Genomic DNA, 19,684 nt, shown 5'->3' on the forward strand with positions numbered 1-19,684 from the left:
ATTTAGTTTTGATTAGTCTTCGTCATCAAGATCATCATCGTCTAAATCATAATCGAAATCTTTTAACTCACGCTCTAAACGGCGCTGTGCCAATAGATCATCAATTAATCTACGTTTTTCCAACGATTCTTTTGCACTGATTTTGCCTGATGACTCATCAAAACCGACATCATCATCATCGCCGTAGTTATCATCTAGTTCAAAATCTGTAGAAGACACTAAAACTACCTCATAATGAAAAAATGTGAATGGGTCTAGCCGCTATTTATCTGTCTTACTTTTCCTTGTCAAGTTTTATTTATATTTTTTTCATTTAATTGCTCATTTGTACTTTTTTTCACCCAAAAAATTGTGTATTTATAAAACAGAACAATCTTTTGATAAGCGAAGATTTCTACAAATTTTTCTATGATTTAACCTTGAAAAAAATGATTTTAGCCCAATATTCAAAAAATAGTCGTGAATTCAAAGATATTTTTTATTTAACGGTCACCGATCAAAGCCCAAACATTTCAAGCAAATTGTGCTATCATGCACGGTTTTTCACTGCCACAGATTCAACAAAGAGTAAGCAAAGATGAGCGATATGCATTCCCCTACTTCTCAAGTAGCGGCTCTGATTAGCCGAGGCAAAGAACAAGGTTACTTAACTTACGCTGAGGTTAACGATCATCTGCCGGACTCGATTACTGAAAGCGAACAGATTGAAGACATCATCCAGATGCTTCAAGACGTTGGTATTCCTGTACACGAGCGTGCACCTGAATCTGACGATACCATGTTCGGCGAATCAGCTGATGCAACTGATGAAGTTGCTGAAGAAGAAGCTGCTGCCGTACTTGCATCTGTTGAAAATGAGCCTGGACGTACGACAGACCCTGTACGTATGTACATGCGTGAAATGGGTACAGTAGAACTGTTAACCCGTGAAGGTGAAATCAGCATTGCTAAACGTATTGAAGAAGGCATTCGTGATGTCTTGAACTCAATCGCTTACTGGCCAAATGCTGTTGAAGTTGTATTAAAAGAATATAATGATTTTTTAACTGGCGAACGCCGTCTTGCCGATATCTTATCTGGTTATTTAGACCCTGAAACTGACGAAGATATTCCTGAAGTTTTAGAAGATGTTGAAGAGCTTGAGGAAGAAGACGAATCATCTACAAAGTCAACGAAAGAAGTTAAGCTTGATGATGACGATGAAGAAGAAGAGTCTGAAGGTGATGATGATTCTGAAGGTGATTCAGGTCCAGACCCTGAAGTTGCAAAAGTTCGTTTTGCTGAATTAGAAGCTGCATGGGCTCAAACTAAAGCTGTCATCGAAAAACATGGCCGTAATAGCCCTGAAGCAAATGAAGCTCTTGAGTCTTTAGCAACTGTATTTATGATGTTTAAATTTACTCCACGTTTATTTGACATCATTTCAGAAATGATTCGCGGAACTCATGAACAAATTCGTGCCAATGAACGTGAAATTATGCGTTATGCAGTACGTCGTGGCCGTATGGACCGTAACCAGTTCCGTACATCTTTCCCGAAACAGGAATCTAATCCTGCTTGGTTAGATGAACAAATTGCTAAAGCTCCAGCTGAAATCAAGGCTCACTTGGAAAAAGTTCGTCCTGATGTTTTAGCCTTCCAGCAAAAAATTGCAGATATCGAAAAAGAGCTTGGCCTAAACGTTAGTGAAATTAAAGATATTTCTAAACGTATGGCAATTGGTGAAGCCAAAGCTCGTCGTGCGAAAAAAGAAATGGTAGAGGCCAACCTTCGTTTGGTAATTTCGATTGCGAAAAAATATACCAACCGTGGTTTACAGTTCCTTGACTTGATTCAAGAAGGGAACATTGGTTTGATGAAAGCCGTAGACAAGTTTGAATACCGTCGTGGTTATAAATTCTCGACTTATGCGACTTGGTGGATTCGTCAGGCAATTACCCGTTCTATTGCCGATCAGGCTCGTACGATTCGTATTCCTGTACACATGATTGAAACGATTAACAAAATTAACCGTGTATCGCGTCAATTATTACAGGAAATGGGCCGTGAACCTACTCCTGAAGAGTTAGGTGAACGCTTAGAAATGGATGAGGTTAAAGTTCGTAAGGTTCTTAAAATTGCGAAAGAACCAATTTCAATGGAAACTCCAATCGGTGATGATGAAGATTCGCATCTTGGCGATTTCATTGAAGACCAGAACATCACTTCTCCAATTGATGCTGCGACTTCAGAAGGCTTAAAAGAAGCAACTCGTGAAGTTTTAGAAAACTTAACTGAACGTGAAGCAAAAGTATTGAAGATGCGTTTTGGTATTGATATGCCAACTGATCATACTTTAGAAGAAGTAGGTAAGCAGTTTGATGTAACACGTGAGCGTATTCGTCAGATTGAAGCGAAAGCATTGCGTAAATTACGTCACCCTTCTCGTTCTGAACACTTGCGTTCTTTCCTAGAGAATGACTAATTTTTGAAATCTTGAAATTTCGAGACTAGTCCCCATTTAATAGAAAGAGCTATAAACGCCTGCGATGATGCAGGCGTTTCACATGATGAGGTTACTTATGTTAGACCGCACTCCATCTCGCGAACTCCGTGAAGACCTTTGGATATTTCCAATGGACTATCCAATTAAACTCATTGGCGATGCGGGTGAAGAATTACGTATAGCTGTCGTTGATATTCTAGTGAAACATTTTCCTGACTTTGACCAAACAACGTTAAAAGTACAAGAATCACGTACAGGCAAATACCATTCATTAACCGCGCAATTACGCTTTGATGAATTGGAACAAGTGCATGCTTTGTATGCAGACTTGGCTGCTTGTCCACAAATAAGAACTGCGCTTTAATTTTAAAATGCCATGATAAATTTAATGTCATGGCATTTTTATTTATACCAATCTTTATAGAAATAATTACAAATATTTAGAACCGTTTAGGCAAAATACTTTAAACTCATCAAAAGCATACTCTCATAATTTAAAGTTGAGAGACTTCCCTTCTGTTAAGTACCATGCACAGGAAAATGTTTAATGAGCCTTGATAAACCCACTTTGATTATTCGTCAGTGGAACGATTTACAAGATTATCAAAGCAAATTCGAATCGATGAAGAACCTGACCAATCAACGTGATGAAAATACAGCAGACGAGCTGTGGTTACTCCAGCATCACGAAGTACTAACTCAAGGTCAGGCAGGAAAACCAGAACATATTCTGATTCCATCAAACATTCCTGTGGTACAAACTGACCGTGGTGGACAAGTAACTTGGCATGGTCCTGGTCAACTCGTCGCTTACTTTATGTTTGACCTTAATCGACTGAAATGGAATGTACGCACATTGGTCAGTTTTGCTGAACAATTTATGATAGATGTTTTAAAGAAATATAACATTGAAGCATATGCAAAACCTGATGCACCAGGCGTTTATGTGGATGGCAGAAAGATTGGTTCATTAGGCTTCAAAATTCGCCGTGGACGTAGTTATCATGGTTTAGCTCTAAACTTGGACTGTGCTCTAACTGGTTTTCAAACCATCAACCCATGTGGTTATGCAGGGCTAGAAATGGTCCGCATACAAGATTTAGTGACTCCATATCCATCATTTGAACAACTTTGTCAGGACTTTATTGAGTATATTAAAGCTACTGGGTACTTTAATGACCCAGAAGTCAAAATTGAATAAATGATTTTGAGATGGAATAAAAATATATTAGAGTAATTACTCTAAATTTGCTTTTGCATAATTTTAAGAAGGGATAGCAAGTGATTTCGACAAAAGCTGTAAAGCCCACTCTGCAACTTGCCTACGTTAAGCTCATGATGGACGTTGTTGGTCGAGGCTTAGTCATGGCGAGTCAAGTAGATAGTGAAATACAAGAGGAAGTGTCTAAATTTCCTGTTCACTTTGTACTTTCAATGAATGTCTTCCCAAATGGACCAGCATTTTTTGCACGAGTGACAGAAGATAAACAATTAGAACTGCTGAAAAGAGCGGAAAAAAAGCCTGATTTAACCATTACGTTTAAGCATGTAACTCATGCTTTTTTGGTTTTCTCTTTTCAGGAAAGTACTGCTCAAGCCTTTGCAAATGACCGTATGATTGCTGATGGTGATGTATCCGCAGCAATTCGTTTAGTTCGCTGCCTCAATAAAATGGAGTCTCTCATTTTACCGAAATTGGTGGCTTCACTCGCTGTTAAAGAATACCCAACTGAACTTACCCTAAAAGAAAAATTCAACCAAGCTGCAAATATTTATTTAAAAGTAGCTAAGTCTTACTTCAAGCGGAGCGCATAACATGGCTAAACCATATTACGAATTCTTTTGTCCTGTAAAAGTCATTGCCGGTAATGCTGCTTTAGAACATATTCCGTTTGAACTTGCGACTTTAGGTGCAAAACGCCCTCTTATCATTACCGATAAAGGTGTTCGTGCAAATGGCTTGTTAAACCCTATTGAAGCTGCTTTTAGCACAACTGATGCAGTCATTGGTCATGTTTTTGATGATGTTCCACCAGACTCAAGTCTTGAAGTTGTTCGACTTGCCGCGGAAGCTTATCGCACAAATAAATGTGATGCGATTATTGCTGTGGGCGGTGGTTCTGTTATCGATACCTCTAAAGCAACTAACATTTTAGTATCAGAAGGTGGAGATGATCTTCTTCAATATTCTGGTGCACACAACCTACCAAAACCATTAAAACCATTTTTCGTCATCCCGACTACATCAGGTACGGGATCTGAAGTGACCATGGTTGCTGTTGTATCTGATACACAAAAGAATGTTAAATTGGCATTTGCTTCATATTACTTAATGCCACATGCTGCGATTTTAGATCCACGCATGACATTAACGTTACCACCTCACTTAACTGCAATGACGGGCATGGATGCATTAACACATTGTGTTGAAGCATACACCTGTATGGCAGCTAACCCGCTTAGCGATGCCTATGCAAGTGCGGGTATTAAAAAGATTAGCGAAAATCTATTTAATGTCTTAGAAAATCCAAATGACTCACAAGGTCGTTTAGAACTTGCACAAGCTTCTACAATGGCAGGCATTGCATTCTCTAACTCGATGGTAGGCCTTGTACACTCATTAGGACATGCATTAGGTGCAGTTGCTCACCTGCCCCACGGGCTGTGCATGAACTTATTCTTACCTTATGTGCTTGAGTACAATAAACAAGTCAATGGTCAGAAAATTGGCGAGTTGCTATTACCACTTGCAGGTGCGGATATTTATGCCCAGACTCCTGCTACTCAGCGTGCAGACAGAGCAATCGCAACTATTTTAGCAATGCGTGATCGTTTATTTAGCTTAACCAAATTACCACGTACCTTACGTGAAACAGGTAAAGTTACTGAAGCACAGCTTGATGAAGTGGCAGAGAAAGCACTAAATGATGGCTCAATTATTTATAATCCTAAAGAAGCAAGCTTAAAAGATCTACGAGAGATCTTACAAAAAGCTTGGTAAGTTAAGATTTAGATATCTAAAGCAAAAAGCTAAAGGTCTGATTTTTATGACAAATCAGACCTTTTTTATATCTATGAATTTTTATTCATCATTTTCTTTGGAAATATGGCAAAAAATTTGCTAAAAAATCCACGAAAGTACTGACAATTTGCATCAATTTAGGATAGATTGGCGCACTTTATCTTTTATGTAGGGGGGATCGTTCGTCTCAAACGATCCTTAACACCAAGCTGATCCTTGATCAACGATTATGAGGATAACGCCGTTGACAAACTTATCTGGGACTAAACCAACAGCTAAACTTCAAAAGAATCTTGTGCTTTGGCACATCATTATTATTGGTTTAGCTTATATTCAGCCATTAACTTTATTTGATACTTTTGGTTTAGTATCAGAACGAAGTGGTGGACATGTACCTACTTCTTATATCTTTGCCTTAGTTGCAATTTTATTGACGTCGATCAGTTATGGACACATGATCAAACGCTATCCTTCTTCAGGATCAGCATATACCTACGCCCAAAAGTCAATTCACCCTAATGTTGGTTTTATGGTGGGTTGGTCATCTTGGCTAGACTATCTACTTTCACCACTCGTCAATATCATTTTGGCCGATATTTATTTAAGAGCTTTATTTCCAGAAGTAAATAATTGGCTATGGGTTATTGGCTTAACTGCATTAATGACTGTGATTAACTTATTTGGCGCACGCTTTGTCGCGCGTTTTAACAGTACAATTGTGGTTATTCAACTTGGTGTTATTTTTTACTTTGTTTATCAAGTATATATTCTTCTTACCCAAGGCGTATATGCTGATGGTACGCTTAATCCCGATAAAGCCGAATTATGGTCATTAACTCCTTTTTGGAATGATATGACTTCTATTAGTGCTTTGATTGGTGGTGCAACAGTACTGTGCTTTTCTTTTACAGGCTTTGATGCTTTATCTTCACTTGCAGAAGAAACTAAAGATGCTGAAAAAACGCTTCCAAAAGCGATTTTCTCAACAGCATTGCTCGCAGGTATTATTTTTATTGTAAGCACTTACTTTATCCAGTTGTATTTCCCTAGCAACCCAAACATCTATTTTAAACCGTTAGATGAATCACAACCTGTTATGGTTGCAGCAATTGGCAGCATTGCATTTAAAACATTAGTTTTATATTTTGCTGTAGTTGCAGTAATGGCATCCGGTATTTCAGCACATGCTGGTGTATCTCGCTTAATGTATGTAATGGGTCGTGATGGGGTTATCAATAAAAAGCTGTTTGGTCATATTAGCCCAAGATTGCATACTCCGACTTACAATATTCTTATTGTTGGTGTGGTTGCCTTATCTGCTGGTTTTTTAGACCTTGAGCATATTGTTAACTTAATTAGTTTCGGCGCCTTAACTGCTTTTAGTTTTGTAAATTTCTCGGTGATTTCGCGCTACGCACTTAGAGATGGTAAAAACAAATCTATCAAAGATATTATTAATTACATTATTGTACCAACGCTTGGCTTTGCTAGTGTGTTCTTAATGTGGTTAGAAATTGACAAGCTTGCTTTGCAAATTGGCTTAGCTTGGGCAGTGTTTGGAGTAGGTTATCTTGCCTATAAAACCAAAGGCTTTAAATATAATGCTCCTCAACATAATGAGCATGAATAATAAAAAAGGCGCTTAAAAGCGCCTTTTTTATGGACTCATTAACCATATATTTTATTTACAATGGCTTGTACACGTTTTGCATAAACTTTAGCTGTTTCCAAATCTCCTGTTGGAATTTCATCTACACTTGCATCCGAAGGTGATTGAACTAAAAGTCCTACCGAACCGCCTAAGTTGTTTACATCTTCACGTGTTGCATCTTTGGTATTCGCTGGCAATAAGCCCAGACTCACCCAAATACCACCATGCTGTGATGCTAAAGTTTGCAGTTGGATAAGCGTAACTTGTTTATCCCCATTTAAACTTGCACTATTCGTAAAGCCTGCAAAAACTTTATCTTGCCAACCACGTGTGAACCAAACCTTTGAAGTTGCATCAGCAAATTTTTTAAATTGCCATGGTGCTGTACCCATATAAGTCGGCGCACCAAACACAATGCCTTTTGCATTATTCAATGTTTCCCAATCTTGGTCAGTGATATTACCTTCCTGATTAATCTGGATAAGTTGAGCATTAATTTCATTAGCAAAAGTTTCAGCCACTACTTTAGTGTGGCCATAACCCGAGAAATATACAACCGCAATATTAGAATTAGACATGGAAGAAAACCTATGTTTTATTAAATTCCATTTAATGATATATTTTAGATACTAGGTGTCAATTAGTTACCATTTGGTAACTATCCTATTTTTTAGAAAAGAGAGGGTAAATTAGATGAATGAATGTCTAAAATATAATATTTTTCAACAACATTGCCCTGCTCGACTGTTTTTTGAAAAAATTGCAGACAAATGGGTTTTACTCATCTTAAATATTCTTGAGCATGAAACTCAGCACTTCAACTTACTTAAAAAAAATATTGAAGGGATTTCACCTAAAGTCTTGTCTCAGAAGTTAAAAATGTTAGAGAGAGACGGTTTTATCGAACGAAAAATTCAGGATACTTCCCCTATTCGTGTCGATTATTCCCTCACCCCACTTGGGCAAAATGTAGCTGCTATGGCGTATCAGTTAAAAGAGTGGGCTGAAACTAATATTGAGCAAGTTTTAGCAGCCCAAATCATCTATGACGAAAAAATACTAGAACAAGCTTAAATAAAAATAAGGCCACTAAGGGCCTTATTTTTATTCAGTACTTAAGAAATTAACCTAATTTTTTAAAGCCTTGCTGACGCCATGCTTCATATACAATTACGGCAGTTGCATTAGATAAGTTTAAACTTCTTGAGTTTTCTGCCATTGGTAAACGAATCCATTGTTCTTGAGGGAACCTCAGACGAACATGTTCAGGCAAGCCACGTGTTTCTGGCCCCATCAATAAAGCCACAGGTCTATTTAAATCAACTGTATGAGGGGTAGCAGAACCTTTCGTAGTTAAAGGAAAAACATGCTCAACACCTTTTGCTTTTAAGTCCGCAAGACAAAGCTCTATGTTGTCCCAAATTTGCATTCTTGCCCATTCATGATAATCAAGCCCTGCACGTTTAAGCTTTTTATCATCCAGTTCAAAGCCTAAAGGCTTAACTAAATGCAATTGAGCGCCTGTATTCGCGCATAGACGAATAATATTACCTGTATTAGCAGGAATCTCAGGCTCGTATAGAACAACATGAATCACTTAATTACTCACTTAAATTACTTATTGGTTAGCTCAGGCAATAATTACATCTCTTTTGCAGATATCAATAAGCCGACTAATTCCACTGTAACTGTTCACGCAAACGTACAACCTCACCAATAATTGTGAGAGTCGGCGCATGAATTTGATGTTCTGTCACTTTAGATGCAATATCAGCAAGTGACCCCACCACAACCTTCTGTTCAGGTGTCGTACCCTTTGAAATTAATGCGACTGGCATATCTGGACGTTGTCCATGCGCAATCAGCTGCTCACAAATACGCTCTAATCCCACTAACCCCATATACAGTACTAATGTCTGGTTTTCGTATACCAGTTCATTCCACGGTAACTCAGGAGAACCTTCTTTTAGATGGCCTGTAAGAAAGCGGACACTCTGAGCATAATCACGATGGGTAAGCGGAATACCTGCATAAGCTGAACACCCTGACGCAGCAGTAATACCGGGAACAACTTGAAATGGGACGCCAGCTTGAAATAACTCTTGGATCTCTTCGCCACCACGGCCAAAAATAAAAGGGTCTCCCCCTTTTAAACGACAAACACGTTTACCTTTTTTTGCGTAATCAACCAATAATGCATTAATACCTTCTTGAGGAACACTGTGGTTAGAACGTGCTTTACCAACATATATTTTTGTTGCGTCTCGACGACACAATTCTAAAATAGGTGCAGAAACAAGGCGGTCATAAATGACCACATCAGCTTGCTGCATTAAACGTAAAGCTTTTAAAGTAATGAGTTCAGGATCACCAGGACCTGCCCCCACCAAATAAACCTCGCCTTTAGGTGCTTTCCACTCCTGCAATGCTTGTTCAAGCATGCTATCGGCAACATCTAGATTGTCATTAAAAACTTGTTCCTTTAAGGGGCTTGCATACAAGTTTTCCCAAAAAATACGGCGCTCATCTGGATTAGAAATTTTTTCTTTAACCTGATTGCGCCATTTTCCTGAAAACTCAGCTAACTTGCCCATGCCATGTGGAATAGAGGTTTCTAACTGCGTACGGATTTGACGAGATAGAACAGGAGATGTTCCATTTGAAGCCACTGAAACAATTAATGGAGATCGATCAATGATCGCAGGCACCATAAAACGACAATGTGGAATATCATCGACGCTATTTACAAGTAAATTGCGTGCTTCACACTGCTCAAAAACTGTTTTATTTACTTCTGCGTCATTGGTCGCTGCAATAACTAAACGATAGGGTGTACTTAAAAACTTTTCAGCAAAAGCTTCAATAAACGACACGCCGCCTGTTGTTGTAATTAATTGCAGAAGCTGATCTTCAATTGCAGGAGCAACAACATCAATTATTGCTCCTGCCTTAGCCAATAAGGTTGCCTTGCGTAAAGCAATATGCCCTCCGCCCACAATCAGACAACGTTGCTGTTGCAACTTCAAAGAGATTGGAAAAATATCCACCTTAAACCTCTACATCAATCATCTGACTATGTTTAAGCAAAAACCGTGCACAATTTAGATGCAAAGCTTAATCAATAAACGTTACACCACCCATATATGGGCGTAATACTTCTGGAATCTCAATTGAACCGTCTTCGCGTTGGTAGTTTTCCATTACTGCAAGTAAAGTACGCCCAACAGCAAGGCCTGAACCATTTAGAGTATGCACCAATTCGGTCTTCTTCTGATCCATACGGTAGCGTGCTTTCATACGACGTGCCTGGAAATCACCCATATTAGAGCAGCTTGAAATTTCACGGTAAGTATTTTGACTTGGAACCCAAACTTCTAAATCATAAGTTTTAGTCGCCCCGAAGCCCATATCACCACCACAGAGCAAAATTTTGCGGTAAGGCAAACCAAGTGCCTGTAAAATGCCCTCAGCATGTGCAGTAAGCTCTTCAAGTGCCTGCATAGATGTTTCAGGCTTAACGATTTGCACCATTTCAACTTTATCAAATTGGTGCTGACGAATTAAACCACGTGTATCACGACCATAAGAACCTGCTTCACTACGGAAACATGGTGTATGGGCCGCATATTTTAATGGTAAGCGATCTGCATCAATAATTTCATCACGGACAAAGTTAGTGACTGGAACTTCTGCTGTAGGGATGAGGTAGTATTCTTTTTCACCTTGAAGTTTAAATAGATCTTCTTCAAATTTTGGTAACTGACCTGTCCCACGTAATGAATCAGCATTTACCAAATAAGGCACATAAGCTTCGGTATAACCATTCTTTAAAGTATGGGTATCGAGCATGAACTGAGTTAAAGCACGTTGTAGACGAGCTAAAGGTCCCTTCAACACACTAAAACGTGAGCCTGTGAGTTTAGTGGCAGTTTCAAACTCTAGTCCGCCCATCCACTCACCTAAATCAGTATGATCTTTGATTTCAAAATCGAACTGACGAGGTGTACCCCATTTTGAGATTTCAACGTTATCATTTTCATCTTTACCAGCTGGTACAGATTCGTCCGGCAAGTTAGGAATGCTAAGCGCTTTTTGCTCAATCTCGTTTTGTAGATCTGATAAAGCAACTTCGGCAGCTTTAATTTCATCACCAATGGCTTGCATACGTGCCATGATTTCAGAAGCATCACCACCGGATTTTTTAATCTGACCCACTTGTTTAGCACCGGCATTTCGCTCTGCCTGTAACTTTTCAGTTTTTGATTGCAAGTCTTTACGGCGAGTCTCTAAAGATGCCCATTCTTGAACATCTAACTGAACACCACGTTTTGCCAAAGCTGCATTAACGACTTCAATATTATTTCTGAGTAACTTAGGGTCGATCATAATCAATCATAATATGGGTAAAAAACTGGCTATAGTGTAAGCCCTTAACACTAAAAAATATAGTGATCATCTTCATAACGAATAGCTTTCACACAATTCTTAGAATAGATCTTATATTTTATAAGTTATAGTTCGGTACACTCGGTAAATACTCAGGTTTAATATATTTAGCTGCTTCAAAATATGGCAAGGTTAATTCAGACATACCTTCTGCATAAGAAGCTAATTCATAAATTGGATAGACAAAAACAATCCCATTTGCACCATAGTAGAAATTATCACTTAATTGCAGTTTTTCGCGGCTAATATTGTGCTCTTGAAGCCAATTAGTATTTGCATCAAAAAGTGCATCAACCAACTGTTTTTCAACATCTGGCTTAATAAGTTCTTCAACGGTAATGTGCTTTTTATTTAGCAAGTCAAAATTTACAAACTCTTGATGTGACATACCATGTGCTGCCCCCGCAGAGTATGAATATGTCTGGAATGCAAAGGTTGCAAGGTTATAATTTTGCCCTAAATAACGGACATAGATGGCACTCTGACTTGAGCTCGGCTCCCCTTCCGGTACCTCAACAGGTTTATCAGCCAAATTTGCAAAAGCATTCGGGTCTGCTTTTTTTATACGGTTCGTAAAATAATCATTAATCCATTTTTGATTGGTTTGTACGGTCTGAAAATCATATTCAGTGCAGCCGTCTTCAAGACAAACTTTAGGTTTTGGCAGCTTTACAGGAACAACTTTTGCTTGAATGACAGGGACTTCAGCTTGCTTTTGCTCTTTTACTGAAGCACTAGAAGCCGGTTGTTCATCTTTAGCCGTAGATTTTGGCTGACAACCGCTCACCGCAACCATGGCAGCTAACATTGGAAGAATGAAAATAGTTTTTTTATCGTAAAGTTGCATGTTAATCCCCGTAAACTCACTCCTACCACTATACAAAGCGTAAGTTTAAGACGGGGTTAAAAAATGTATCTAGGCTTGATATATAAAAAGAAAGCCATCGTAAAGATGGCTTTCTAAATAATCAGACTTATTGATCAATAATATCGGTACCTTTCGGAGGCGTAAAATTGAAAGTTGAAGCCGGAATTGAGGCATTTACTTTAACATTCTTGAAACGAACATAAGTCGTTTGACCTAAAGAATCTTGCAATACCATGAGTGTAGGTGCTTTGTTGGCACCAAAACTAATCGTTAAGCTTTGGAAAGCTCCATCTTCTTTTTTAGGGAATAAAGTGAAATATAACTTAGATTTATCTGGCTGAGTTACTCGGTAAGACTTCATGATTTGGTTAGTATTACCAGAGAGTAATAAAGCCGGTGTATCAGCGACTTGATCATCTAGGCTTTGGCGCACAGCCTGTTGTAGATCAGGGTCATAAATCCAGACTGTTTTTCCACTTGTTACAATAGTTTGCTTAGAGGGACTTACAGTTTCCCAATAAAATTTCCCCGGACGTTCAACTTTCATTGAACCTTTAAATGTCTGGTTCATATGCTGAGCACTTAAGCCTTTTTTCTGTGCTACAGTTTTTGTATTCGCTTTCGTTGTTTGTTCAAAATCGGCAGTCAAACGCTGTAAGCCTGATAACTGATTTACCAAGTTCCCAATTGCCTGTTGCTCCGGTGCTGCTACGGGTGCAGCGAACGCTGTAGTACTCATTACAGGAGCAAGCACTGAGGCGCTGAGTGTAATAGCACACATGGTTTTACGAAGCATATTCATGTCATCACCTTTTTAGTTGCTGTAAGATAACTTGCTAGCCTTTCAATTAATCCAGCTAAACAAGCTCTTCATTCAAGACTTATATTAACCGACAAACTTTGTGCTAATCATTGAGAAAATAAGATATTTTGTTATGTTATTCATGTTGTTTGTAGAATTTCATTCATCATCATGAAGACAATATTGATGTATTTCCATAAAAAAAGCCCACAAAATGTGGGCTTTTTCTTAAGCTAAAACTTAAACAGTTTCAACTTTTACGTAGCGACGGCCAAATTGACCTTTCACTTCGAATTTTACTACGCCGTCAGCAGTAGCAAATAAAGTATGGTCACGGCCCATACCAACATTTGCACCAGCGTGGAATTCAGTACCACGTTGACGAACGATGATGTTACCAGCAGTTACAGTTTGGCCACCGTAAACTTTAACACCTAACATTTTTGGGTTTGAATCACGACCGTTCTTCGTCGATCCACCGGCTTTTTTAGTTGCCATGTCTCTTACTCCTCGTGATTAGCCTGAAATACCAGTAATTTTCAACTCAGTGAACCATTGACGGTGACCTTGTTGTTTACGGTAGTGTTTACGACGACGCATTTTGATGATGCGGATTTTGTCGTGACGACCATGACCAATCACTTCTGCAGTTACTTTAGCGCCAGCTACAACTGGAGCACCGATTTGAATGTTGTCACCGTTTACAACCATTAATACATCATCAAATGTAATAGTTGCGCCAGATTCAGCCTTCAATAATTCAACTTTAAGGGTTTCACCCTCAACTACACGGTGCTGTTTACCACCGCTTTGGATTACTGCGTACATAACGTACTCCAATCAGCCCGTGTCGTCGTGCCGATAAAGGGATATATCGATCTTAAAACGAACGCCACTGGGGTTATACAAGGCGACAGATTTTAAGTGAAATTTGATCAAACGACAAGTGCTTTATCTTTAACTAAGCAACAGAAGCCATCATTCTTACATAATAAAAATAGCTTCAATTTGATTTTAGTACTTTTCATTGATTCTGAATGGAATTTAAAATACAGTTCCAAACACAACTTGCAACAAGAACAAGCTGTATTCATGTTGACGTTATTAAAATTTATTGTTTTGTCGGAAACACATGGTTTTGCCGAAATAAAGAACAAAGAACTCTTCATGAACATACAAATGATTAATATCAATTGCTTGTTTCCCTGTTTAATGCACTTTTAATTGATACACTAACGCCACTTATCTACCAATACGGGGTTTTTCTTCATATGGTCATCGATTTTAAGCAAGACATTCTCGCTCCTGTTGCTACAGACTTTGCTGCGATGGATCACTTGATTAATGAAGGAATTAGCTCAAAAGTCGGCTTGGTCATGTCAGTGAGTAAACATGTAGTTGAAGCTGGCGGCAAACGTATGCGCCCAATCATGTGTTTACTTGCAGCACGCGCTTGCGGCCTCGACAATATGCAAAATGCACAGCGTCTGGCAGCTATTATTGAAATGCTTCATACCGCAACTTTAGTGCATGATGATGTAGTTGATGAATCTGGACTTCGCCGTGGTCGCCCTACTGCAAATGCAACATGGAACAATCAAACGGCCGTATTGGTTGGTGACTTCCTTATTGCCCGCGCTTTTGACCTTTTGGTTGATTTAAACAACATGACCTTATTAAAAGACTTCTCAACAGGTACATGTGAAATTGCTGAAGGTGAGGTATTACAGCTCCAATCTCAGCATCAACCGGATACAACCGAAGAAACATATTTAAAAATTATTCACGGGAAAACTTCTCGTTTATTTGAACTTGCAACCGAAGGTGCGGCTATTTTGGCAGGACAAGAAGCTTACCGCGAACCTTTAAGATTATTTGCAGGTCATTTCGGAAATGCATTCCAGATTATTGACGATATTTTAGACTACACTTCAGATGCTGAAACATTAGGTAAAAATATTGGTGATGATTTAATGGAAGGTAAACCGACTTTACCGTTAATTTCAGCATTAGCACATTCAACCGGTGAAGAGCATGCCATTATCAGACGCAGTATTGCGACTGGTGGTGTTGACCAATTACCTAAAGTGATTGAAATTGTGCAAAAGTCTGGTGCTTTAGACTATTGCCAGCGTCGTGCCCAAGAAGAAACAGAAGCAGCACTGCAAGCCTTATCAATCTTGCCTGATACACCTTATCGTCAAGCATTGATTAATTTAACTCGGCTTGCATTACATCGAATACAGTAGATATTATTTTGCCTATGCATATAAATTTTTCAGAACATTTTTTTAAAATCCAGAAACAGCTTGAAAGCCCTCAAGCTGTTATTGACGAAAATATTCTCATTGACCTAGTCAATGCTTTACGGCCATCCGATCCCCAAGATACGGATGAAATAGAGCAAAAAATACAAGCCTTTATTGATAGCCTATTACTTACTCCTACCGCTCCAGCCCTTTTACAAACCTTTTTATTACGCCTCATTAATCAATATAAGCAAGTCAGCTTATATGCAGATAGCGGTATTTTGTCTTTAGATGGTTTCTGGAACCAGCTTGGGCAAAGACTTGGCGGCCATTTTCTGCCACTTATTGAAGATGCAAGTCAGCTTAAAATTCTGATTGGAAAAATTTTCTATTTAGAAAGTGATTCAATCTGGTTAAACAATGTCGATGACAAGGATTGGGCAACTTTGTTCGGACTTATTGGGCAAAGTAACAGTAATGTCGATGAAAAGCATGCCATTCAGCGAGAAATGATTAAGGCAATTACTGTCTTATCTTACCGTATTAGTGGTATCGGTCTTTATCCTGAATTTATTAACGCTCAACCTGAATTAACCGAATATGAATCGCCATTTTTGGTACAAAACCGTGAAATTATTGAGTTTATAGAGAAGTACAAAAAACAGGATATTTCTAGCAACGACATTGCTGTGCTTCCACCTCCTGATGCCTCTCAAGCATTTGTAATGCTAGAGCAGTGTCGAGACGTCGTTTTAAAAATACGCCGAGCGACCAAAAGAATCGGTGTAAGTTTAAGTTTGACCTATCTTTTGTCTTTACTTGAACAGTGTTTAGATCGGATTGAATTATTACTCTATCTAGTTGTAGATGATAGCGAGGGACGCTACGTTTCTTTAGGAAACTTAATTTCAGACTTAACTAAAGCACATTATAGTGAAAAAAGTGTTCGCTCGTTACTCAGCACGACCAGTGAGCTTATTGCCTTTCAAGTCACAGAGAATGCAAGCCGTACTGGCGAACACTATGTAAGTACAGACACCAAAGGCTTTTGGGGCATGTATAAAGCCGCTGCTGGTGCAGGTGTGATTATTGCCTGTATGGCCTCATTAAAAATTCTTGCTGCACGTATGACGATGGCTCCGCTCATGCAAGCCTTTACGTTCAGTATGAACTATTCACTGGGCTTTATTCTGATTCATGTATTGCACTTTACTGTTGCAACAAAACAACCCGCAATGACAGCTGCCGCACTTGCAGCCACAGTTCAGCAACGGAAAGGCTCTAAAACGGCACAAATTGCAGAATTAGCCGCACTTATTATCAATATTATTCGAACTCAGTTTATTGCTATTTTGGGTAATATCTCGATTGCAATTCCTACTGCTGCTCTTATTACCTTTGCTTGGCAGTTCTATCTTGATGAGCCTTTATTAACTCATACCAAGGCAACTTATCTATTACATAGCCTAAACCCTTTTACCTCATTAGCCGTTCCGCATGCAGCGATTGCTGGGGTGTGTTTGTTTTTATCTGGCCTAATTGCGGGCTACTTCGACAACATGGCAGTTTATAGAAAAGTAGGACCACGTTTAAAAGCACATCGACGTTTAAGAAACTTATTTGGACAAGAACGCCTGAACCGTTTTGCAGAATATATTGAACGTAATTTAGGGGCGCTCGCAGGTAATTTCCTATTTGGCGTAATGTTAGGAAGTATGGGAACAATTGGCTTTATTTTGGGCCTACCTCTAGATATTCGTCACATTGCCTTTGCGTCAGCGAACTTCATTCAAGGTTTAATGACTATTAATGGTAGTCCTGATATTGGCTTGATTATAGTTTCATTTTTAGGCGTACTCTGTATTGGTCTCACCAACTTATTTGTGAGTTTCACACTCACTATTATTGTGGCATTACGTGCACGTCGAGTTCGCTTTGAACAATGGAAGCCATTAGCTAAACTGGTCATGACCCATTTTCTTACCCGACCAAGTGACTTCTTTTGGCCACCGAAACAGCCTCTAGAATTAGAAGAAAATGCCCAAGCCAATAGTGGGAAAAAAGCAGAACACTAAATGTTTTGCTTTGTACACAAAATGTGATGTCCGTCAATTTTGTTGTGATTGTTTTTCCAAATGTTAAAAAAATTTCAAAATGAATTTACGATGATCTATCAGGCTTGAAAAAAAGTGTACTGGCAAGTACACTTTCAACGGCGTTCAATAGTGAAAAACTATATGAATAAGCAAAGGTGTGTTTATGCCCTATCTATTGCTTTGTATTGGTTGCGTTTTTTTAGGATTAGGTGTTCTTGGTCTTTTTGTACCAAGTCTTCAATCTTTGGACTTGCTCACCGTTCAAACATTGAGTCACCATCGTTTAGATTATCTTAATACTATAACCACCTTTCTTGCACGCGTAGGCGGCATGCCTTTTGTATGTTTTTTATCCTTTCTAGTATGTATATATTTAGCATGGTATAAAAAATATATTACTGTTATTTTCATTAGCTTGGGAGTTATTGGCAGTATCACCATGGGTTGGCTGCTCAAGTGGTGTGTTAACCGGCCTAGACCTCCTGAGGCATATCATATTGTTGAAAGTTACGGTGCATCGTTCCCAAGTGCACATAGTGTTTATGCATCAACACTGGCTTGTCTGGCAATGATTATGTTATGCCATAAGCACAACATTAACTCTCCTTATATTGTTTTGATCTCCTGTCTTTGGTTTGTGTGTATGGGGCTTTCAAGAATATATGCAGGAGTTCATTTCCCAACAGACGTACTCGCTGGTTGGGGCATTGGTTTTATTTGGATTGCACTGCTTTGGCTCTGGTTATTACAAACACAAAGTAGGTTAAGTAGAAAACAAATATATTTTTAGATTTTATCTAAACGAGGTGGAACAATGATGTCGGCTAAGCTTTGGGCACCAGCCCTTACTGCTTGCGCATTAGCAACAAGTATCGCGCTTGTTGGTTGTAGCAAAGGCTCCGATGAGAAACAGCAAGCTGCTGCTGCTCAGAAAATGCCGCCTGCAGAAGTAGGTGTTATTGTTGCTCAACCACAAAGTGTTGAACAAAGCGTTGAGCTTTCAGGCCGTACTTCAGCATATCAAATTTCTGAAGTTCGTCCTCAAACAAGTGGCGTGATTTTAAAACGTTTATTTGCTGAAGGAAGCTATGTTCGTGAAGGTCAGGCGCTTTATGAGCTCGACTCTAGAACGAACCGTGCAACGTTAGAAAATGCAAAAGCATCACTCCTACAACAACAGGCAAATCTAGCTTCACTACGTACCAAGTTAAATCGTTATAAACAACTTGTTTCTAGTAATGCTGTGTCTAAACAGGAATATGATGACTTACTTGGTCAAGTCAATGTTGCAGAAGCACAAGTTGCAGCAGCTAAGGCTCAAGTAACAAATGCAAATGTAGATCTTGGTTATTCTACAATTCGCTCTCCTATTTCTGGCCAATCTGGTCGTTCTTCAGTAACGGCTGGTGCTTTGGTTACTGCAAACCAGACTGACCCGTTGGTAACGATTCAACAATTAGATCCTATCTATGTTGATATTAATCAGTCTAGTGCTGAGTTATTGCGTTTACGTCAGCAACTAAGCAAAGGCAGTTTAAATAACAGTAACAACACGAAAGTAAAATTAAAGCTTGAAGATGGTTCTACCTATCCAATCGAAGGGCAACTTGCTTTCTCTGACGCTTCTGTAAACCAAGATACAGGAACAATTACATTACGTGCCGTATTCTCTAACCCGAATCATTTATTGCTTCCGGGTATGTATACCACTGCGCAAATTGTTCAGGGCGTTGTTCCAAATGCTTACCTGATTCCTCAAGCTGCCATTACTCGTTTACCTACAGGACAAGCTGTAGCGATGCTTGTTAATGCTAAAGGGGTTGTTGAGAGCCGTCCTGTTGAAACCTCTGGTGTTCAAGGACAAAACTGGATTGTGACTAACGGCTTAAAAGCCGGCGATAAAGTCATTGTTGATGGTGTTGCCAAAGTTAAAGAAGGGCAAGAAGTATCAGCAAAACCTTATCAAGCTCAACCAGCAAACTCTCAAGGTGCAGCACCAAATGCTGCGAAACCGGCTCAATCAGGTAAACCTCAAGCAGAACAGAAAGCAGCTTCAAATGCATAA

The 19,684-nt window shown here is 39.0% G+C and carries 21 protein-coding genes; 12 read left to right on the forward strand and 9 right to left on the reverse strand.

From position 1 onward, the window contains the following. Window positions 1–12: 12 nt before the first annotated feature. Window positions 13–219 carry a PA3496 family putative envelope integrity protein gene (locus MKL62_RS14235; protein WP_000099358.1) on the reverse strand — a complete coding sequence of 69 codons (207 nt, stop codon included), beginning with the start codon at window positions 217–219 and terminating at the stop codon, window positions 13–15. A 358-nt stretch (window positions 220–577) separates the two neighbouring features. On the opposite strand from MKL62_RS14235, the gene rpoD reads away from it, so the two are divergent. From rpoD to MKL62_RS14265, 6 genes are all read left to right on the forward strand, one after another. Beyond that, window positions 578–2,464 carry an RNA polymerase sigma factor RpoD gene (gene rpoD, locus MKL62_RS14240; RefSeq protein ID WP_001281941.1) on the forward strand — a complete coding sequence of 629 codons (1,887 nt, stop codon included), beginning with the start codon at window positions 578–580 and terminating at the stop codon, window positions 2,462–2,464. 97 nt (window positions 2,465–2,561) lie between these two features. After that, the gene (locus MKL62_RS14245) at window positions 2,562–2,849 is read left to right on the forward strand and encodes a YbeD family protein (RefSeq protein WP_005128029.1); all 288 of its coding nucleotides are present in this window, start codon (window positions 2,562–2,564) and stop codon (window positions 2,847–2,849) included. A 183-nt stretch (window positions 2,850–3,032) separates the two neighbouring features. Further along, entirely contained in the window at window positions 3,033–3,686 is a 654-nt protein-coding gene (lipB, locus tag MKL62_RS14250; RefSeq protein ID WP_000050858.1) for a lipoyl(octanoyl) transferase LipB, read from the forward strand. Between the two features lie 80 nt (window positions 3,687–3,766). Next, a complete protein-coding gene (locus tag MKL62_RS14255) occupies window positions 3,767–4,300 on the forward strand; it encodes a hypothetical protein (protein ID WP_000626048.1) in 534 nt (177 codons plus the stop codon). 1 nt (window position 4,301) lies between these two features. Continuing rightward, window positions 4,302–5,486, forward strand: coding sequence for an iron-containing alcohol dehydrogenase (locus tag MKL62_RS14260; RefSeq protein WP_001118410.1), 1,185 nt, complete (start codon window positions 4,302–4,304; stop codon window positions 5,484–5,486). A gap of 265 nt (window positions 5,487–5,751) precedes the next feature. Further along, entirely contained in the window at window positions 5,752–7,137 is a 1,386-nt protein-coding gene (locus tag MKL62_RS14265) for an APC family permease (RefSeq protein ID WP_000183443.1), read from the forward strand. 38 nt (window positions 7,138–7,175) lie between these two features. Here the strand turns inward: MKL62_RS14265 and MKL62_RS14270 are convergent, their stop codons facing one another. Then, window positions 7,176–7,736 (reverse strand): flavodoxin family protein, encoded by a 561-nt coding sequence (locus MKL62_RS14270; RefSeq protein WP_000071880.1) that lies wholly within the window; start codon window positions 7,734–7,736, stop codon window positions 7,176–7,178. 115 nt (window positions 7,737–7,851) lie between these two features. Here MKL62_RS14270 and MKL62_RS14275 point away from each other — a divergent pair, with 115 nt between their 5' ends. Continuing rightward, window positions 7,852–8,232 (forward strand): winged helix-turn-helix transcriptional regulator, encoded by a 381-nt coding sequence (locus MKL62_RS14275; RefSeq protein ID WP_001001259.1) that lies wholly within the window; start codon window positions 7,852–7,854, stop codon window positions 8,230–8,232. Between the two features lie 49 nt (window positions 8,233–8,281). Here MKL62_RS14275 and MKL62_RS14280 read toward each other — a convergent pair whose 3' ends face one another. From MKL62_RS14280 to rplU, 7 genes are all read right to left on the reverse strand, one after another. Beyond that, the gene (locus tag MKL62_RS14280; RefSeq protein WP_005128026.1) at window positions 8,282–8,755 is read right to left on the reverse strand and encodes a tRNA (cytidine(34)-2'-O)-methyltransferase; all 474 of its coding nucleotides are present in this window, start codon (window positions 8,753–8,755) and stop codon (window positions 8,282–8,284) included. A 76-nt stretch (window positions 8,756–8,831) separates the two neighbouring features. After that, window positions 8,832–10,205 (reverse strand): siroheme synthase CysG, encoded by a 1,374-nt coding sequence (cysG, locus tag MKL62_RS14285; RefSeq protein ID WP_000350922.1) that lies wholly within the window; start codon window positions 10,203–10,205, stop codon window positions 8,832–8,834. Window positions 10,206–10,272: 67 nt separating this feature from the next. Continuing rightward, window positions 10,273–11,544: a serine--tRNA ligase gene (gene serS / locus MKL62_RS14290; protein ID WP_005128017.1), complete on the reverse strand. Its 1,272-nt coding sequence runs from the start codon at window positions 11,542–11,544 to the stop codon at window positions 10,273–10,275. A 118-nt stretch (window positions 11,545–11,662) separates the two neighbouring features. Then, a complete protein-coding gene (locus tag MKL62_RS14295) occupies window positions 11,663–12,451 on the reverse strand; it encodes an RsiV family protein (RefSeq protein ID WP_001177773.1) in 789 nt (262 codons plus the stop codon). Window positions 12,452–12,578: 127 nt separating this feature from the next. After that, entirely contained in the window at window positions 12,579–13,274 is a 696-nt protein-coding gene (lolA, locus tag MKL62_RS14300) for an outer membrane lipoprotein periplasmic chaperone LolA (protein ID WP_001056757.1), read from the reverse strand. A 240-nt stretch (window positions 13,275–13,514) separates the two neighbouring features. Beyond that, on the reverse strand, window positions 13,515–13,772 hold the full coding sequence (gene rpmA / locus MKL62_RS14305) for a 50S ribosomal protein L27 (RefSeq protein ID WP_000201632.1): 258 nt from the start codon (window positions 13,770–13,772) through the stop codon (window positions 13,515–13,517). Between the two features lie 18 nt (window positions 13,773–13,790). Continuing rightward, entirely contained in the window at window positions 13,791–14,102 is a 312-nt protein-coding gene (gene rplU / locus MKL62_RS14310) for a 50S ribosomal protein L21 (RefSeq protein WP_000271409.1), read from the reverse strand. Window positions 14,103–14,198: 96 nt separating this feature from the next. Between rplU and MKL62_RS14315 the strand changes: the two genes are divergently transcribed. The 5 genes from MKL62_RS14315 (at window position 14,199) to adeI (ending at window position 19,684) form a co-directional block, all read left to right on the forward strand. Next, window positions 14,199–14,498 carry a hypothetical protein gene (locus tag MKL62_RS14315; RefSeq protein ID WP_000667115.1) on the forward strand — a complete coding sequence of 100 codons (300 nt, stop codon included), beginning with the start codon at window positions 14,199–14,201 and terminating at the stop codon, window positions 14,496–14,498. 47 nt (window positions 14,499–14,545) lie between these two features. Continuing rightward, on the forward strand, window positions 14,546–15,523 hold the full coding sequence (gene sdsA / locus MKL62_RS14320; RefSeq protein WP_000234081.1) for an All-trans-nonaprenyl-diphosphate synthase: 978 nt from the start codon (window positions 14,546–14,548) through the stop codon (window positions 15,521–15,523). Between the two features lie 14 nt (window positions 15,524–15,537). Then, window positions 15,538–17,598 carry a site-specific recombinase gene (locus MKL62_RS14325; RefSeq protein WP_000547894.1) on the forward strand — a complete coding sequence of 687 codons (2,061 nt, stop codon included), beginning with the start codon at window positions 15,538–15,540 and terminating at the stop codon, window positions 17,596–17,598. A 184-nt stretch (window positions 17,599–17,782) separates the two neighbouring features. Then, entirely contained in the window at window positions 17,783–18,409 is a 627-nt protein-coding gene (locus tag MKL62_RS14330) for a phosphatase PAP2 family protein (RefSeq protein ID WP_002004370.1), read from the forward strand. A gap of 24 nt (window positions 18,410–18,433) precedes the next feature. Then, a complete protein-coding gene (gene adeI, locus MKL62_RS14335) occupies window positions 18,434–19,684 on the forward strand; it encodes a multidrug efflux RND transporter periplasmic adaptor subunit AdeI (protein WP_000986589.1) in 1,251 nt (416 codons plus the stop codon).

Origin of the sequence: Acinetobacter sp. AOR01_HL (genome assembly GCF_027855455.1) — a bacterium.
Lineage (GTDB): Bacteria > Pseudomonadota > Gammaproteobacteria > Pseudomonadales > Moraxellaceae > Acinetobacter > Acinetobacter baumannii.

Excerpts from the sequence above, each read along its gene's own strand:
- rpoD (WP_001281941.1), top strand. The coding sequence starts at position 578 with ATGAGCGATATGCATTCCCCTACTTCTCAAGTAGCGGCTCTGATTAGC.
- MKL62_RS14245 (WP_005128029.1), top strand. The coding sequence starts at position 2,562 with ATGTTAGACCGCACTCCATCTCGCGAACTCCGTGAAGACCTTTGGATA.
- lipB (WP_000050858.1), top strand. The coding sequence starts at position 3,033 with ATGAGCCTTGATAAACCCACTTTGATTATTCGTCAGTGGAACGATTTA.
- MKL62_RS14260 (WP_001118410.1), top strand. The coding sequence starts at position 4,302 with ATGGCTAAACCATATTACGAATTCTTTTGTCCTGTAAAAGTCATTGCC.
- MKL62_RS14270 (WP_000071880.1), bottom strand. The coding sequence starts at position 7,736 with ATGTCTAATTCTAATATTGCGGTTGTATATTTCTCGGGTTATGGCCAC.
- MKL62_RS14275 (WP_001001259.1), top strand. The coding sequence starts at position 7,852 with ATGAATGAATGTCTAAAATATAATATTTTTCAACAACATTGCCCTGCT.
- serS (WP_005128017.1), bottom strand. The coding sequence starts at position 11,544 with ATGATCGACCCTAAGTTACTCAGAAATAATATTGAAGTCGTTAATGCA.
- MKL62_RS14295 (WP_001177773.1), bottom strand. The coding sequence starts at position 12,451 with ATGCAACTTTACGATAAAAAAACTATTTTCATTCTTCCAATGTTAGCT.
- lolA (WP_001056757.1), bottom strand. The coding sequence starts at position 13,274 with ATGAATATGCTTCGTAAAACCATGTGTGCTATTACACTCAGCGCCTCA.
- rpmA (WP_000201632.1), bottom strand. The coding sequence starts at position 13,772 with ATGGCAACTAAAAAAGCCGGTGGATCGACGAAGAACGGTCGTGATTCA.
- rplU (WP_000271409.1), bottom strand. The coding sequence starts at position 14,102 with ATGTACGCAGTAATCCAAAGCGGTGGTAAACAGCACCGTGTAGTTGAG.
- sdsA (WP_000234081.1), top strand. The coding sequence starts at position 14,546 with ATGGTCATCGATTTTAAGCAAGACATTCTCGCTCCTGTTGCTACAGAC.
- MKL62_RS14325 (WP_000547894.1), top strand. The coding sequence starts at position 15,538 with ATGCATATAAATTTTTCAGAACATTTTTTTAAAATCCAGAAACAGCTT.
- MKL62_RS14330 (WP_002004370.1), top strand. The coding sequence starts at position 17,783 with ATGCCCTATCTATTGCTTTGTATTGGTTGCGTTTTTTTAGGATTAGGT.
- adeI (WP_000986589.1), top strand. The coding sequence starts at position 18,434 with ATGATGTCGGCTAAGCTTTGGGCACCAGCCCTTACTGCTTGCGCATTA.